Below are 15,768 nucleotides of genomic sequence, written 5' to 3'. Positions count from 1 at the left end.
CCGCAAATGCCTGGACTTCAAGACACCCGCAGAGGCATTCTCCGAACTCAAATCAACCGTTGCACTTCAAACGTGAAGCCATACCCCGCCTGCGCGGGGTATGACGATCGCGATTGGGCGAACGAACTCGCCCCTCAATGCTCAGATCGAAAAACTGGTCCCGCAGCCACACGACGCGGTCGCATTCGGATTGACCACGCGGAACGACGCGCCGATCAGATCGTCGACGAAATCGACTTCGGAGCCTGCGAGGAACGGCACCGAGGCCGGATCGACCAGCACCACTGCGCCTTCGCGCGCGATCACGAGGTCATCCTCGGCCCTGGCATGGTCGACGTCGAACTTGTACTGGAAGCCGGAGCAGCCGCCGCCCTCGACGGAGATGCGCAGCATGGCGCCGTCGCCTTCGCTCTTGAGGATTTCCCCGATGCGGCGGGCGGCCCGCTCGCTGACGGTGATGGCAGTGGTCATGGCATGCTCTCCGGCCCGTCATACCCAATTCATTTGGTATGGGGCGTCAGACATAGTTAAGTGCGTAATCTCGCGGAATCAAATGGATAAGGACTAAAAAATCGTGTCGGTCGGAATGGCTGCCCCCCGCGCGCTTTATGGCTGCGACCCTGACCAGAGCCGCGGCCGGCTGTTTGCGGAGCCGCCGAGCCGAACCCGCAGCCCGTTCCGGCGCGATTGCGACCGGGTGATCCATTCCACCGCCTTCCGACGCCTCAAGCACAAGACGCAGGTGTTCGTGTTCCACGAGGGCGACCATTACCGCACGCGGCTGACCCATTCGCTGGAAGTGGCGCAGATCGCCCGCGCGCTGGCCCGCCAGCTCGGCCTCGACGAGGATCTGACCGAAACCCTGGCGCTGGCCCATGACCTCGGCCATCCCCCGTTCGGCCATGCCGGCGAGCGGGCGCTCGACAAATGCCTCGCCGCCCATGGCGGCTTCGACCACAACGCGCAGGCGCTGCGGGTGGTGACCTCGCTGGAGCATCGCTATCCCGAGTTCAACGGGCTGAACCTGACCTGGGAAGCGCTCGAGGGTATCGTCAAGCACAACGGCCCGCTGACGGAGCGGGACGGGGCCCCGGCCGGGCCATACCGCGAAAGCGGCATTCCCGTCGGCATCGCCGAGTTCAATCAAAAATTCGATCTGGAGCTGTGGAGCTACGCCTCGCTGGAGGCGCAGGCCGCGGCCTTCGCCGACGATATCGCCTATGACGCCCACGACATCGACGATGGCCTGCGCGCCGGCCTGTTCGGCGTCGACGACCTCAAGGTGATGCCGCTCACCCAGGCGATCATCGCCGAGATCGACCGGCATTATCCCAATCTGGACGATGCCAGGCGCGGCGCGGAACTGGTGCGCGAACTGATTTCCTACATGATCGGGGCGGTCATGTCGGAGGCGGGCAGGCGGCTTGCGGAGGGGAAGCCGCAATCGGCGCATGACGTCCGCCACCACCATCAGCCGCTGATCGCCTTTCCGGCCATGGTCGCGGAGGAGGAGGCCGCGATCAAGGCGTTCCTGAAACTGCATATGTACCGCCACCCCCGCGTCATGCGGGTGATGGGCGAGGCCGAAGGAATCCTGTTTGACCTGTTCGCGCGCTACCAGACCTCCCCGGGCGACCTGCCGCCCGAATGGGTCGAGGGGTCGGAGCGTGAGGGCGAGGGCGAGCGGGCGCGCCGGATCGGCAATTTCATCGCCGGAATGACCGACCGTTTCGCCTTAATCGAGCACCAAAGGCTTTTTGACTCGACCCCGGATTTGCGTTAGGCGGCGGCCATGTCCGACAAGCCAGCTTCACAATATTTGTTCGCCGACGCGCTGGTGCGCGTGCAGGCGGTCTGCGCCGCGCTCGCGACCGAGGGCCAATGGCCCGCCGGCATCGATTTCTCCCGCGTCGTGGTCGAGCCGCCGCGCGATGCCAGCCATGGCGACATGGCGACCAACGCCGCGATGGTGCTGGCCAAGGACGCCAAGGCGAAGCCGCGCGAACTCGCCGACAAGATCGCGGAAAAATTGCGCGCCGACGATCTGGTGGCTACCGTCGAGGTCGCCGGTCCCGGCTTCATCAATCTCACCTTGAAGCCTGAGGTCTGGGCCGACGAACTGCGCACCGTGCTGCGCGAGGCCGCGTCCTACGGCAAGAGCGCGATCGGCCACGGCGCCAAGGTCAATGTCGAATACGTCTCGGCCAACCCGACCGGACCGATGCATGTCGGCCATTGCCGCGGCGCCGTGTTCGGCGACGCGCTGTGCGGCCTGCTGGATTTTGCAGGCTACGACGTCACGCGCGAATACTACATCAACGATGCCGGCGCGCAGGTCGATGTGCTCGCGCGCTCGGCCTATCTGCGCTACCTCGAAGCAACAGGCGAGATCATCGGCGAGATTCCGGAAGGGCTTTATCCCGGCGATTATCTCGTACCGGTCGGGCAGGCGCTGGCGGCCGAGTATGGCGACAAGCTGAAGGCGATGCCGGATGCATCATGGCTGCCGATCGTGCGCGCCAAATCGATCGCCATGATGATGGACATGATCAAGGGCGATCTCGCAGCGCTCAACATCAAGCACGAGGTGTTCTTCTCGGAGCGCTCGCTGGTCGAGACCGGTAACAACAAGGTCACCGAGACCATCGATTTCCTGCGCGCCAAGGGCGACATCTACGAGGGCCGCCTGCCGCCGCCGAAGGGCAAGCCGGTCGAAGACTACGAAGACCGCATCCAGACGCTGTTCCGCGCCACCGCCTATGGCGACGACGTCGATCGTCCGCTGATCAAGTCGGACGGCTCCTACACCTATTTCGCTTCCGATATCGCCTACCACAAGAACAAGGTCGATCGCGGCTTCCTCGACATGATCGACGTGTTCGGCGCCGATCATGGCGGCTACATCAAGCGCATGCAGGCGGCGGTGAAGGGCGTCAGCGGCGGCAAAGCCGCGCTCGACGTCAAGGTGGTGCAGCTCGTCCGCCTGCTGCGTGCCGGCGAGCAGGTGCGGATGTCGAAACGCTCCGGGGATTTCGTCACGCTGCGCGAAGTGGTGGATGAGGTCGGCTCGGATGCGGTGAGGTTCATGATGCTGTTCCGCAAGAACGACGCCGTGCTCGATTTCGACCTCGCCAAAGTGCTCGAACAATCGAAAGATAATCCGGTCTTCTACGTCCAGTACGGGCATGCCCGCGGACATTCAATTTTCAAAAATGCCCGCGAGGTGGTTCCGGAGCTGCCCGAGGACGATGCGGCCCGGTGCGCCTGGCTGGTGGACGCCCCGGTGGAGCGATTGACCGACCCGGTGGAACTCGACCTCTTGAAACGGCTGGCGCTCTACCCCAGAATGATCGAATCGGCGGCGGTGGCGCATGAGCCCCACCGAATCGCCTTTTATCTATATGATTTGGCCAGTGAATTTCACGCGTTATGGACGAAAGGGCGGGATTTGCCCTATTTACGCTTCATTATGACTAATGATGCAGAGATCACGAGGGCGCGACTGGCGATGGTCCAGGGCGTCGTCTCGGTTCTGGCATCGGGCTTAGCCGTTCTCGGCGTCCACGCCCCGACCGAGATGCGGTAGGCAGGGGCGAAGGCCTTCACGAATGGGGGTTCGTGAGGGTATCTGGCAGGGGCCACACTCGTCATGGTTTGTTTGACATGGCGGGTTTGGCGCTGTCCCGAAGGGGATGCATCATCACGATGGCTGATCGATATCAGGACCGACCTTTTCCCTCCGCCGACCAGGCTCGCGGCGAGAGTGATCCGCTTGCGGAGCTCGCAAGGCTGATTGGGCAGAGCGACCCGTTGGGGGCCGCGGCCAAGCCCGCGCCGCGCCCGCTGCAGTCGCGGGCCAACGTGCGCCCACCGCAGTATGATCCACCGGAAGAAGGGCCCGATGCTCCTCCGAGCCCGCCGGCATGGATGCAGCGCGCGCGCCACGAAACCCCGCCGCCGCCGCCGCCGTCGCCTCTGCCGCAGGAATACGATGACGAGCCGGAGTACCAGCCGGCGCCGGTGCATCCGCTGCATCGCTACGCGGCCCCGCCGCCGCAGGCGTCCGCGCATCAAGCGCCGCCTGCGCAGGACTATTACGAGCAGCCTCAGCAACAATACGCCGACGAGCCGCAGCAGGACCCGTCGCGCTACGACGATGCGCTGTATGGACGGTTAGAGACCGGCGAGCACGACTATCAACGCGATCCGGCCTACCCGGACGATCCCTACGCCTACCAGGGTGAATATGAGGAAGAGCCCGCGCCGAAGAAGCGCTCCAGCGGCCTGATGACGGTCGCCGCCGTGCTGGCGCTGGCCGTGGTGGGGACGGGCGCTGCCTTTGCCTACCGCACCTTTGTCGGTTCGCCCCGCTCAGGCGAGCCGCCGATCATCAGGGCCGACAACAGCCCGACCAAGGTGGTGCCGGCGCCGTCCGACGCGGGCGCCAAGACCCCTGACCGCATGCTGTCGGGCGATGGCGGCGAGAAGCTGGTGTCGCGCGAAGAGACACCGGTCGACGTCAATTCGAGGTCCGGCGGACCGCGCGTGGTGTTTCCGCCGCTGAACCAGAACGCCAACCCGCCGCCGGCCGCCAGTGTTTCTCCGTCGGCGCCTATGCCTGCGGCCGCCAACGGCACGATGCCGAACAACGAGCCGCGCAGGATCAAGACGCTCGCCGTCAAGGGCGACGCCGCCGACAATGGCGGCATCCCGGCAGGCGCCAGCGCGCCGCCGCCGAAGCCGCCGACGCGAAGCGCTGCTGGCCCGGCCGCGGCTCCCGCTGCCCCGCCGGCGCGTAACCCTGCGTCTGCCAATGCCAGCGCCAATTCGCCGATGTCGCTTGCGCCGCAGGCGTCCGAATCGGAGCCGCCGACCCGCATGGCTGCGACCAACCCGGCGCAAGCCGCGCCGGCTGGAGCTGCCGAGGGTGGGGGCACCTTTCTGGTATCGGTGACGTCGCAGGACAGCGAGTCCGCCGCCAGGGAGTCGTTCCGTGTGGCGCAAGGCAAGTACGCGTCAGTGCTCGGTTCCCGGTCGCCGGTGATCAGGCGGGTGGATCTGGCTGATGGGAAGACCAAGTATCGCGCGATGGTCGGGCCGTACCGGACCCGGCAGGAGGCCGTCCAGTTCTGCACCGAGCTGAAGGCCGCCGGGGGACAGTGCTTTATCCCGTAGAATTATCTGCGGTTTCCTTGACCCCGGTGCCGTGAGGGGCCTAATCGGCCCCTCATGAGCACACGGGCCTTCATCACCGGCGTATCCGGAACCGTACTGACCGCCGCGGAGCGCGAATTCATCCGCGCCGAGCGCCCATGGGGCTTCATCCTGTTCAAACGCAACGTCGAAGCGCCGGATCAAGTATCGGCGCTTGTTGGGGAATTGCGGAATTGTTTGGGCGAGGCGGATGCACCGGTGCTGATCGACCAGGAAGGCGGGCGGGTGGCCCGGCTCGGGCCGCCGCATTGGCCGGTCTATCCGCCCGGAGCCACCTTCGGCGCGCTCTACGACCTCGACAAGGCGCTGGGCCTCAACGCCGCCCGGCTGAGCTCCCGCCTGATCGCGGCCGACCTGATCGACCTCGGGATAACAGTCGATTGCCTGCCGCTGGCGGACGTGCCGGTGGCCGGGGCCGACGCCGTAATCGGCAACCGGGCCTATGGAACCGAGCCGGCCAAGGTCGCGGCAATCGCCCGCGCCGTCACCGAGGGGCTGCAACAGGGCGGCGTCCTGCCGGTCCTGAAGCACATTCCCGGCCACGGAAGGGCCACCGCGGATAGCCATCTCCGGCTCCCGACCGTTGATACGTCGCGGGAAGAGCTGGAACGGACCGATTTCGCTGCCTTTCAACCGCTGGCGGACCTGCCGATAGCGATGACCGCACATGTTGTGTTTAGCGCATTAGACCCCGCCCAACCGGCGACGACTTCTGCGACAATCATCCGGCAGGTGATTCGCGGCGTAATTGGGTTCCAAGGCTTGTTGATGAGTGATGACGTGTCCATGAATGCGTTGGCGGGATCGATCGCCGAGCGGACCCGTGCCATCTTCAACGCCGGCTGCGACATGGTCCTGCATTGCAACGGCAAGCTCGACGAGATGCACGACGTGGCGCACGAGACGCCGGAACTGGCTGATGAGGCGCTGGATCGCGCCAGGCGGGCACTGGCCTTGCGTAGAGAGCCTGAGCCCTTCGACCGGCAGGCGGCACGGGCTGAACTGGATGCGTTGACGGATCGGGTAGGAACGGCATGACGGCTGAGATTCTATCGTTTGAAACCGGACGGCCCGCCGAGATCACCGACGGCGAGCCTTCGCTCGTTGTCGATGTCGAGGGCTATGAGGGTCCGCTCGACCTGCTGCTCACGCTGGCGCGGCAGCAGAAGGTCGATCTCGCCAAGATTTCGATCCTGGCGCTGGCCGACCAGTATCTGACGTTCATTGAGGCCGCGCGAAAGATTCGCCTCGAACTCGCGGCCGATTACCTCGTGATGGCCGCCTGGCTCGCATTCCTGAAATCGCGGCTGCTGCTGCCCGAACCGGCGACGCCGGACGGGCCGAGCGCCGAGGAGATGGCAACCGCGCTTGCCAATCGGCTGCGCCGGCTCGAGGCCATCCGCGAAGCCGCTAACCGGTTGATGAACCGCCCGCAGTTCCAGCGCGATATCTTTCCGCGCGGCAATCCGGAAACCATTGCCGAAATCCGTCACCCCAAATTCACGGCAACCCTGTTCGACCTGCTCACCGCCTACGCCGCGCAGCGCCAGCAGCGCGTGCTGGCGACGGTGCATCTGGCCAAGCGCACGGTGTGGTCGCTAGCCGAAGCGCGCGCCTCGCTGGAGCGGCTGGTCGGCATGACCGAGTCCGAGGACTGGAGCTGCCTCGACGATTACCTGCTCAGCTACGTGGTCGATCCCTCGCAGCGGGCGACGGTGTTTGCGTCAAGCTTCGCCGCAGCGCTCGAACTGGTGCGGGAAGGCGAAATGGAATTGAACCAGAAAGAGGCGTTCGCGCCGCTGTATTTTCGTAAGCGTCCGCCGCAGGCAGCGATGCCCGCGCCGGATATGACGGTCGAGTAGTGGAAGGAGACCTAGCCATGGCAAGCCTGGCGGAAAAACGCATGGAAGATGCCGAGGATCATCCCATCGACCAGAATACCGAAGTTGAGGCACGGCCCGAGGAGTTGCGGCTTCTCGAAGCGTTGCTGTTTGCGTCCGCCGAGCCGATCGATCAGGCGACGCTGGCCAAGCGCATGCCCGATGGCGTCGACGTCAAGGCGGCACTGGCGCAGCTGCAGGCGGAATATGCCCCGCGCGGCGTCAATCTGGTGCGCGTCGCCAACAAATGGACCTTTCGCACTGCCGGCGATCTGTCGTGGCTGATGACGCGCGAAAGCACGGAGACGCGGCGGCTGTCGCGGGCCGCCATCGAGGTGCTCGCGATCATCGCCTATCACCAGCCGGTGACGCGCGCCGAGATCGAGGAGATCCGTGGCGTGATCACGTCCAAGGGAACGCTGGATGTGCTCCTGGAAACCGGCTGGATCCGTCCCCGCGGCCGCCGCAAGACGCCGGGCCGGCCGCTGACCTTCGGTACCACGGAAGCGTTCCTGTCGCAGTTCAGCCTGGAAGCGCTCGGCGACCTGCCGGGCCTGGAAGAGCTGAAGGGTACGGGGCTACTGGATTCGCGGCTGCCTTCCGGCTTCAGCGTTCCGACGCCGTCGGACGACGTGGCGCTGCGTGAGGACGAGGATCCGCTCGACGCCGGCGATACTCTGGAACTCCTGCTGGCGCCGGTCGCCGACCCCGAAGAGGGCGGTGGAGCCGGTTCTGAAGGCTCAGCCGGCTAGCCCCGCAATCGGGGTTAACAATAGCAATAATGCGTAGCCGCGACAGCGATTTGCCGCGGCCTAAGTCCTTGTTTTTGACACCTCTCGGGCCTACCTTCCGCCAAAGCTTGGCCGGAAGCCGGCCGTCTCTTTTGGAGGGTTGCAGGATGGGTTCGCTTAGCATTTGGCACTGGATCGTCGTGATCGCAGTGGTCCTGCTGCTGTTTGGCCGCGGCAAGATTTCGGACCTGATGGGCGATGTCGCGCAGGGCATCAAGGCCTTCAAGAAGGGCATGCAGGACGACGACAAGACGGCTGCCGAGAAGCCCGCCGAACCGGTGAAGACCATTGACCACAATGCGACGCCGGCGCCGACGGCGGCACGAACGGATGTCGGCAGCAAGGCCGTCTGAACCAGGGATCTTGGACCAGGCGTCGGTTGAAGGACGCCGGTTGAGAAAAGGCGCGGGCAGCTCCAAATCTTGGCTATGATGGATTGGGGCGCGGACGTCTCGCGCGAGCGGAAAAATTCATGTTCGACATCGGGTGGAGTGAACTGGTCGTCATCGCGGTGGTCGCGCTGATTGCCATCGGCCCGAAAGAGCTGCCGGGCGTCCTGCGCATGGTCGGGCAATGGATGGGCAAGGCGCGCAAGATGGCCGCCGAATTCCAGGGCCAGTTCCAGGAGGCCATGCGCGAGGCCGAAATGGCCGACCTCAAGAAGAGCTTTGACGAGGTCAAGGACACCGCGACAGCGCTGTCCCCCGGCAACCTCATGACATCGCTGCAGAAGGATGTCGGCGATGCCCTGCAGATCGGCGACATCGACAAGCCTGCCGCCACACCCAACGATGCGCAGGTAGCGGCCGCGATCGGCGAACCCGTCACGCCGACGACGGCGGCCGCGCCGACGACGGAGACCTTTGTGGAAGCCGAGGCGCATGCGGCGGCGTCCGAACCGCTGGCGATCACGCGTGAAGTTCAGGCGGCGGCGCAGGATATCGCGCCCGCGGCGCCTGACGTTCTCAAGGACGCCAAAGCGTCATGACCATCGAGGATATCGAGGCCAGCAAGGCGCCATTGATGGATCACCTGATCGAGCTGCGCTCACGGCTGATCAAGGCGCTGTTGGCCTTCGGTATAGCGTTCATCTTCTGCTTCTTCTTCGCCAAGCAGATCTACAACGTGCTGGTCTGGCCGTTCGTCTGGGTCGCCGGGCCCGAAAATTCGAAATTCATCTACACCGCGCTGTTGGAATATTTCCTGACCCAGTTGAAACTGGCGATGTTCGGCGCTGCCTTCATCTCGTTCCCGATCGTTGCCGGGCAGATCTACATGTTCGTGGCGCCCGGCCTCTACAAGCACGAGCGCGGCGCGTTCCTGCCTTACCTGGTCGCCACGCCGTTCTTCTTCGTGCTCGGCTCGCTGCTGGTTTACTTCGTGGTGCTGCCGATGCTGGTGCGGTTCTCGCTCGGCATGCAGCAGACCGGCAGCGACGAGACCGCGCAGATCCAGTTGTTGCCGAAGGTCGGCGAATATCTGTCGCTGATGATGTCGCTGATCTTCGCCTTCGGCATCGCGTTCCAGCTGCCGGTCATCCTGACCCTGCTGGGGCGGATCGGCATCGTCACCTCGAAGATGCTGCGCGAGAAGCGGCGCTATTTCATCGTGATCGCCTTCGTGATCGCCGCCGTTCTAACGCCGCCCGACGTGATCAGCCAGGCCTCGCTCGCGATACCGCTGCTGGCGCTCTACGAGGGCGCGATCATTGCGGTCCGCATGGTGGAAAAGAAGGCCGCGGCCGCGCAGGCCTCGACCACGCCTCCGCCCGCCAGCCCGCCCCCGGAAGCCAACCCGGCGGAATAGGCCGGTTCTCTCGCCCCAATCGGCCATCATTCCCCGCGAAAGCGGGGAATCCAGTACGCCAAGGCCTGCCGGTTCTATGACTGCTGCTCTGGAATACTGGATCACCGCTTTCGCGGGTGATGACCGGTGTGGTACTGGGATCGCGCCTTTATCGGCACGATTCAGGAATGGCCCAATGCACGATATCAAATCGATCCGCGACAACCCCCAGGCGTTCGACGCCGGACTGAAGCGCCGCGGGCTGGCGCCGTTGTCGGCTGCGCTGCTGGCGATCGACGAGAAACGCCGCACGGCGATCCTGGCGTCGGAGCAGGCGCAGGCGCGGCGCAATGCGGCCTCGAGAGAAATCGGCGAGGCCAAGAAGGCCAAGGATGACGCGCGCGCCACCAGGCTGATGGCGGAAGTCGCCGAACTCAAGACCACGATGCCGGAGCTTGAGCTGGCAGCCAAGACGGCCGACGAGGAGCTGGCGAAAGAGCTTGCCGCGATTCCGAACCTGCCGCTTGAGGACGTGCCCGAAGGCGCAGACGAGCACGGCAATGTGCAGCGCCACGTCTACGGCAAGATCCGCAGCTATGCCTTCACGCCGAAGCCGCATGACGACCTCGGCGGCGCGCTCGGCTACATGGATTTCGAGGCGGCCGCGAAATTGTCGGGCGCGCGCTTCGTGGTACTGAAGAAGGGACTGGCGCGGCTGGAGCGCGCAATCGGTCAGTTCATGCTTGATCTCCACACGGGCGAGCATGGTTACACCGAGATCAACCCGCCACTGTTGGTGCGCAACGACGTGATGTTCGGCACGGGCCAGTTGCCGAAATTCGAGGACGATCAGTTCTGGGCCATCAAGGGCGAGTTGCTTGCGGCGCCCGACGAACGATTGAAGACTGAGCGTCTGGGTCTCATTCCCACCGCCGAGGTCTCGCTGACCAACCTCGTCCGCGAATCCATCGTCGACGAAAAAGAACTGCCGATGCGGCTGACCGCGCTGACGCCGTGCTTCCGCGCCGAAGCGGGCGCGGCGGGCCGCGATACCCGCGGCATGATCCGCCAGCATCAATTTACCAAAGTCGAGCTGGTCTCGATCGCAACGCCCGAGACCAGCCGCGACGAGCACGAGCGCATGCTGTCCTGCGCCGAGGAAGTCTTGCGCAGGCTCGATCTGCATTACCGCGTGATGACACTGTGTTCCGGCGACATGGGTTTTTCGGCGCAAAAGACCTACGACATCGAGGTCTGGATGCCGGGGCAGGGCGAGGGCGGCGCCTATCGTGAAATCTCGAGCTGCTCGGTGTGTGGCGACTTCCAGGCGCGGCGGATGGATGCGCGTTCGCGCGGGCCCGACGGCAAGCCGCGGTTCGTGCACACGCTGAACGGCTCCGGCACGGCGGTCGGCCGCGCGCTGATCGCGGTCATGGAAACCTATCAGCAGGAAAACGGCTCCATTGCGGTACCCGACGTGCTGCAGCCCTATATGGGCGGGCTCAAGACCATCGAGCGGGACAAATAGCGCAAAGCAAAATGGCATTGCATCGCGACATCCTTTGGATCGGGAGGCAATGGGCTGTTACCGGCCACGGGATGCAATTGATCGACCAGCGGCTGATGGGCGCGTTCGATATCGAAGTGGCGCGCCTGTGGGACGACGATCTGATCGCGCGCATGCGCGCCAAGGAGTGGCTTAACGCCTTGGATTTCGACAAGGGGCTGGCGGTTGCGCGAACGCGACATCCGCAGGCGGTATCGACGTCGGGAGTTGCGCCGCAGGTTTCAGCGATTGAGCCCATCGCGCCGCCTTCGCCGAAGCCGGGGCGGCCCGCTACCGTTGAGCCGCCGCCTCCGGCACCGCCAGAGGCCGTGAACCTGCCGCCTCTACCCATCGAGCCGCCCAAACAGGTATCGCCAGACCTGCAGATGAAAATCGACGGCGGCGCCAGATTCGCGCGCCCTTGGCGCGTCTGGATGAGGAAAACATGAAGAAATCGGCCGGTTTGCCACGGCTGCGATAGCCGGATAAGACGACGGCCAAAGGCAAGAGCCTGCCTCGAGCTGAACCAGAAGGCATTTTGACGGATGCGAATTCTCTGCACCAACGACGACGGCATCCATGCCCCGGGCCTCAAGATCGTCGAAGAGATCGCCCGCGCGCTGTCCGACGATGTCTGGATCGTGGCGCCGGAGCTCGATCAGTCCGGCGTCTCGCATTCGTTGTCGCTGAATGATCCCTTGCGGCTGCGCGAAGTCGGTCCGCGCCATTTCGCGGTGCGGGGCACGCCGACCGATTGCGTGATCATGGGCTCGCGCCACATCCTCGGCGACAAGATGCCGGATCTGGTGCTGTCCGGCGTCAACAAGGGCCGCAACGTCGCCGAGGACGTCGTCTATTCCGGCACCATCGCCGGCGCCCTTGAAGGCACGATCCTGGGCATCCCGTCATTTGCGCTGAGTCAGGAGTTTTCCATCGAGACCCGCCACGCGCCGCTGTGGGACACCGCGCTGAAATTCGGTCCGGATATCCTGCGCAAGGTAATCGATGCGGGCGTGCCGAAGAACACGGTGATCAACGTCAATTTTCCCGCCTGCACGCCCGACCAGGTCAAGGGCATCAGCGTGACGCGTCAGGGCAAGCGCAATCTCGGCTTCCTCAAAGTCGACAAGCGCCACGATGGCCGCGGCAATCCCTATTTCTGGATCGGCTTTGAGCGCGCCGCGATGATGGATACGCCGGCCGAAGGCACCGATCTTGCGGCGCTTGCGGCGGGCTACGTATCGGTCACGCCGCTGCGGCTCGATCGCACCGATGAAGCGTTCTCGGAAGCGCTGGCGACGACGCTGAAGTGACGCCAGTAGCGGAGCGCGGCGAAATCCGGGGACGGTCGCCGATAGGAAGTCGCGCGGCTGTTAGTGGCGTCATCCTGAGGTGCGAGCCTCTTGGCGAGCCTCGAAGGATGCGGTTCACCGGCTTCTGGGCGCACCCACTGACTGATTTTGGTCCAATCAGAGCCTATCAACGCTTCCTTCTTCGCGCGACTCCAGCCCTTGAGTTGGCGTTCGGCGGCAATTCTGTCTGTTATCCGATCGAAGTGCTCTGACCAGACAAGAACAACTGGTCGTCGCGAATAGGTTTATCCCCGATGCGCTCCAGCGTTGTGTTGATCGATACGAGGACCGAGGTCCTCTCCGGTGGCGCTTCCGACATAGTACGAGCCGTCAGAGCAGCGAAGCATGTAAACAAATATCCCCACCGACCGACGTCCTCCTCCGAGGCTCGCAAGCGCTCGCACCTCAGGATGACGTCTATCCGGCAGTGTTGCCAGAAGATTCAGGACTAAACCGGCGCGCTCTTCATCGTAGCGGCGATGACCTGGGCCAGCGTTTCCAGCTGGAACGGCTTCTGCAACGCGGGGCGGTCGCGGTATTCCTGGGGCAGGCCGGAGGAGCCATAGCCGGTCGCAAAGATGAACGGGCGGTTGCGCGCCGTGATCAGCTCGGCCACCGGCGTGATCACCTTGCCGTTGACGTTGACGTCGAGAATGGCGAGATCGAAGTCGGTCGATTGCACCAGCCTGACCGCTTCGCCGATTTCGCCGGCCTCGGCAGCTACGCTGTGGCCCAGCTCTTCCAGCATGTCAGCGACCATCATCCGGATCATAACCTCGTCTTCAACGAGGAAAACAGAACAGCCCGCCGGCCGTGTCGCTATCATGAGGGGAATCCTTGCCCTTCCAAGGCTTTGAGGTTCGCAAAAAACACCCCTGGGCGCAATGTCGACATGAACCGGCACGCTTTGAAGCAAAGACTCCGTCGACCTATTAGCGGTGCCCTAACGCCGGGGCCGCGACAACGGTTCCCCCACCCGGAACCGAAATCTTGAGGAAATTCTTCCTTAAGCGCGCGGACGCTATTACATCTCGGGCGAGGCCTGAGCCCGCCGCGAGACCGCAATGTCGCAAGAACCGCCCGAGAAGATGATGTTTCAGCTCACCCTGCGGCGGCGGGGGATCAGCGACCAGGCGGTGCTGCGCACCATGGAAGAGGTGCCGCGGGAGGTTTTCGTGGCGGCTGGCGACCGCGGTCATGCCTACCGCGACAGTGCGCTTGGCATCGCCTGCGGGCAGACCATCAGCCAGCCCTTCGTGGTGGCCTACATGACCGAGCAACTGCAGCTGCAGAAGGGCCACAAGGTGCTCGAGATCGGGACCGGCTCCGGCTATCAGGCCGCGGTACTGTCGCGGTTATGCGCGCACGTCCTGACCATCGAGCGCTACCGGACGCTGGCGGACACGGCCCGCGACCGGCTCGAGGCGCTCGGCTATTACAATATCGAGGTGATGTACGGTGACGGCTTCGACATACCGCCGGGCGCCGGCGATTTCGACCGCATCATTGTCACCGCCGCGATGGAGAAAATCCCGGACACCCTGCAGCAGCGGCTCAAGTCCGGCGGCATCCTGATCGCACCGGTCGGCCCCCATCATGGCACCCAGACGCTGGTCAGGGTGACCAGGACGGACAGCGGGTTCGAGCGCAAGGAATTGGTCGATGTCCGCTTCGTCCCGGCCCTGCCGGGAATTGCGCGCGAGCTGTAGAATCCCGGATTGGCGGTTCCCGCCAACATCTTATTCCAAGGGTTAAGCGGTTATTTACTCGGCACGTGTTTACTCAAAACAGTATTTTGTTGCGTACGAGTGAGTAACCATGTCCCGTGTCGCCGAGTTGCTACGCTCGCGTCGGATGCCGCAGGTCGCGGTGCTGGCGCTGATGTCGGTCGGCTTTGCCGGCTGCAGCGCCGATATGCAGACGCGCTTTTCCGATAGCTCGTTCTCCAATCCCTTTGCCTCGCAGCCCGAAGCCACCGGTTCGGTACGTACGCCTGCCGTCGAACGCCGCGAGCTGCCGCAATATTCCCGGCCGCATGCGTCCGCGCCGCAATATCAGTCCCAGGCCTTGCCGGCGCCCGCCGTCGCTGCGCCGCACGCTTATCCGGCCAGTTCGGGCGGGGTGTCGGGAGGAGGGCGCGGGATTTCGTCCTATGCGCCGCCGTCCCATTCGCCGATCGAGACCACCGCCACGGTAGCGCCGCGCTCGGTCGCAGCCGCACGCCCGGCTGCGCAGAGCGGCACCACGATCATCGTTGGCACCAGCGACACGCTCGAGATTCTGGCCAAGCGCTACAACGTTTCAGCCGCAGCGATCCTGCAGGCCAATGGCTACAAGGGTCCGCGCGTGCTGTCGCCCGGCCAGCAACTGATCATTCCGCGGCAGACCGCAGTGGCTGCGGCCGCGCCGGCGGCCAGCAAGCCGGTTGCCGCTGCGGCGGCACCGCCGAGCGTCCATATCGTCAATCGCGGCGATACGCTGATGAGCATCGCGCGCCGGAACAATGTCCCGGTTGGCGAACTCGCCAAGGCCAACAATCTCGATCAGTCCGCCAAGCTCAGCCTCGGCATGAAGCTCACCGTGCCCGGTTCGAAATCCGCGGCCGCCGCGCCAGTCGGTCAGCCCGTCGCCGCCGCACCTGCCCAGCCGGTCGCCCCGCTTGCGGCGCCGGCCACCAAGATGGCCGCAGCCGGCGGTCCGTCGCAGAGCGCGCGGCTGGCGTCTGCCACCACCAATGTCGTCGAAGAAAAGCCCGTCGTCGAAGCGGCGTCGGTCAAATCAAGCGAAGCCACCGGCGCGCTGCCGACCTTCCGCTGGCCGGTGCGCGGCAAGGTGATCACGAGCTACGGCGCCAAGACCAACGGCAAATCGAATGACGGTATCAACCTGGCCGTGCCGGAAGGTACGCCGGTGAAGGCGGCGGAAGATGGCGTGGTCGCCTATTCCGGCAACGAGCTCAAGGGTTACGGCAATCTGGTTCTGGTGCGGCACTCCAACGGTTACGTCACCGCATATGCCCATGCGAGTGAACTGCTGGTAAAGCGCGGCGATACGATCAAGCGCGGCCAGATCATTGCCAAATCGGGTCAATCGGGTGAGGTGGGGTCGCCGCAGCTCCACTTCGAGATCCGCAAAGGATCTTCTCCGGTTGACCCGCTTCAATTCCTGAACGGGGCGTGACGGGCTGCTGCGAACAGCAG

The 15,768-nt window shown here is 64.5% G+C and carries 16 protein-coding genes and 1 pseudogene; 14 read left to right on the top strand and 3 right to left on the bottom strand.

All coding sequences use genetic code 11. The annotated features are described in order from the left end of the window. Positions 1-141: 141 nt before the first annotated feature. Positions 142-471 carry an iron-sulfur cluster insertion protein ErpA gene (gene erpA, locus JQ624_RS29735; RefSeq protein ID WP_212422462.1) on the bottom strand — a complete coding sequence of 110 codons (330 nt, stop codon included), beginning with the start codon at positions 469-471 and terminating at the stop codon, positions 142-144. Between the two features lie 103 nt (positions 472-574). Between erpA and JQ624_RS29730 the strand changes: the two genes are divergently transcribed. From JQ624_RS29730 to surE, 12 genes are all read left to right on the top strand, one after another. Beyond that, entirely contained in the window at positions 575-1,783 is a 1,209-nt protein-coding gene (locus JQ624_RS29730) for a deoxyguanosinetriphosphate triphosphohydrolase (RefSeq protein ID WP_212422461.1), read from the top strand. 9 nt (positions 1,784-1,792) lie between these two features. Next, positions 1,793-3,586 carry an arginine--tRNA ligase gene (argS, locus tag JQ624_RS29725; protein ID WP_212422460.1) on the top strand — a complete coding sequence of 598 codons (1,794 nt, stop codon included), beginning with the start codon at positions 1,793-1,795 and terminating at the stop codon, positions 3,584-3,586. A gap of 119 nt (positions 3,587-3,705) precedes the next feature. Further along, on the top strand, positions 3,706-5,175 hold the full coding sequence (locus JQ624_RS29720) for an SPOR domain-containing protein (protein ID WP_212422459.1): 1,470 nt from the start codon (positions 3,706-3,708) through the stop codon (positions 5,173-5,175). A 54-nt stretch (positions 5,176-5,229) separates the two neighbouring features. Further along, complete coding sequence (nagZ, locus tag JQ624_RS29715) at positions 5,230-6,252, top strand: beta-N-acetylhexosaminidase (protein ID WP_212422458.1); 1,023 nt, start codon at positions 5,230-5,232, stop codon at positions 6,250-6,252. Then, entirely contained in the window at positions 6,249-7,076 is an 828-nt protein-coding gene (locus JQ624_RS29710; RefSeq protein WP_212422457.1) for a ScpA family protein, read from the top strand. Before nagZ ends, JQ624_RS29710 begins: the two co-directional genes overlap by 4 nt. 17 nt (positions 7,077-7,093) lie before the next feature. Then, positions 7,094-7,846 (top strand): SMC-Scp complex subunit ScpB, encoded by a 753-nt coding sequence (scpB, locus tag JQ624_RS29705; RefSeq protein WP_212422456.1) that lies wholly within the window; start codon positions 7,094-7,096, stop codon positions 7,844-7,846. 146 nt (positions 7,847-7,992) lie between these two features. Then, positions 7,993-8,238 carry a twin-arginine translocase TatA/TatE family subunit gene (locus tag JQ624_RS29700; protein ID WP_212422455.1) on the top strand — a complete coding sequence of 82 codons (246 nt, stop codon included), beginning with the start codon at positions 7,993-7,995 and terminating at the stop codon, positions 8,236-8,238. A gap of 119 nt (positions 8,239-8,357) precedes the next feature. Beyond that, a complete protein-coding gene (gene tatB, locus JQ624_RS29695; RefSeq protein WP_212422454.1) occupies positions 8,358-8,873 on the top strand; it encodes a Sec-independent protein translocase protein TatB in 516 nt (171 codons plus the stop codon). Then, on the top strand, positions 8,870-9,691 hold the full coding sequence (tatC, locus tag JQ624_RS29690; protein ID WP_212422453.1) for a twin-arginine translocase subunit TatC: 822 nt from the start codon (positions 8,870-8,872) through the stop codon (positions 9,689-9,691). Before tatB ends, tatC begins: the two co-directional genes overlap by 4 nt. Positions 9,692-9,866: 175 nt before the next feature. Then, positions 9,867-11,198: a serine--tRNA ligase gene (gene serS, locus JQ624_RS29685; RefSeq protein WP_212422452.1), complete on the top strand. Its 1,332-nt coding sequence runs from the start codon at positions 9,867-9,869 to the stop codon at positions 11,196-11,198. A gap of 71 nt (positions 11,199-11,269) precedes the next feature. Next, positions 11,270-11,665: a hypothetical protein gene (locus JQ624_RS29680; protein WP_312014517.1), complete on the top strand. Its 396-nt coding sequence runs from the start codon at positions 11,270-11,272 to the stop codon at positions 11,663-11,665. 96 nt (positions 11,666-11,761) lie between these two features. Further along, the gene (gene surE / locus JQ624_RS29675; RefSeq protein WP_212422450.1) at positions 11,762-12,529 is read left to right on the top strand and encodes a 5'/3'-nucleotidase SurE; all 768 of its coding nucleotides are present in this window, start codon (positions 11,762-11,764) and stop codon (positions 12,527-12,529) included. A gap of 110 nt (positions 12,530-12,639) precedes the next feature. On the opposite strand, the pseudogene JQ624_RS38840 reads toward surE, so the two are convergent. Together JQ624_RS38840 and JQ624_RS29665 are read right to left on the bottom strand one after the other, a co-directional pair. Continuing rightward, a pseudogene (locus JQ624_RS38840) lies at positions 12,640-12,933 on the bottom strand (GIY-YIG nuclease family protein); the annotation flags it as partial. An 83-nt stretch (positions 12,934-13,016) separates the two neighbouring features. Next, positions 13,017-13,394, bottom strand: a complete 378-nt coding sequence (locus JQ624_RS29665; RefSeq protein ID WP_212422449.1) for a response regulator — start codon at positions 13,392-13,394, stop codon at positions 13,017-13,019. Between the two features lie 238 nt (positions 13,395-13,632). On the opposite strand from JQ624_RS29665, the gene JQ624_RS29660 reads away from it, so the two are divergent. Further along, positions 13,633-14,277, top strand: a complete 645-nt coding sequence (locus tag JQ624_RS29660; RefSeq protein ID WP_409334385.1) for a protein-L-isoaspartate(D-aspartate) O-methyltransferase — start codon at positions 13,633-13,635, stop codon at positions 14,275-14,277. Between the two features lie 109 nt (positions 14,278-14,386). Continuing rightward, complete coding sequence (locus JQ624_RS29655) at positions 14,387-15,748, top strand: peptidoglycan DD-metalloendopeptidase family protein (protein WP_212422448.1); 1,362 nt, start codon at positions 14,387-14,389, stop codon at positions 15,746-15,748. Positions 15,749-15,768 lie beyond the last annotated feature (20 nt).

This window comes from Bradyrhizobium sp. AUGA SZCCT0283 (assembly GCF_018130385.1).
In the GTDB taxonomy this organism is placed as follows: Bacteria; Pseudomonadota; Alphaproteobacteria; order Rhizobiales; family Xanthobacteraceae; genus Bradyrhizobium.
Note: the sequence above shows the minus strand (reverse complement) of the source record. Positions and strands in the feature narration are given on the sequence as shown.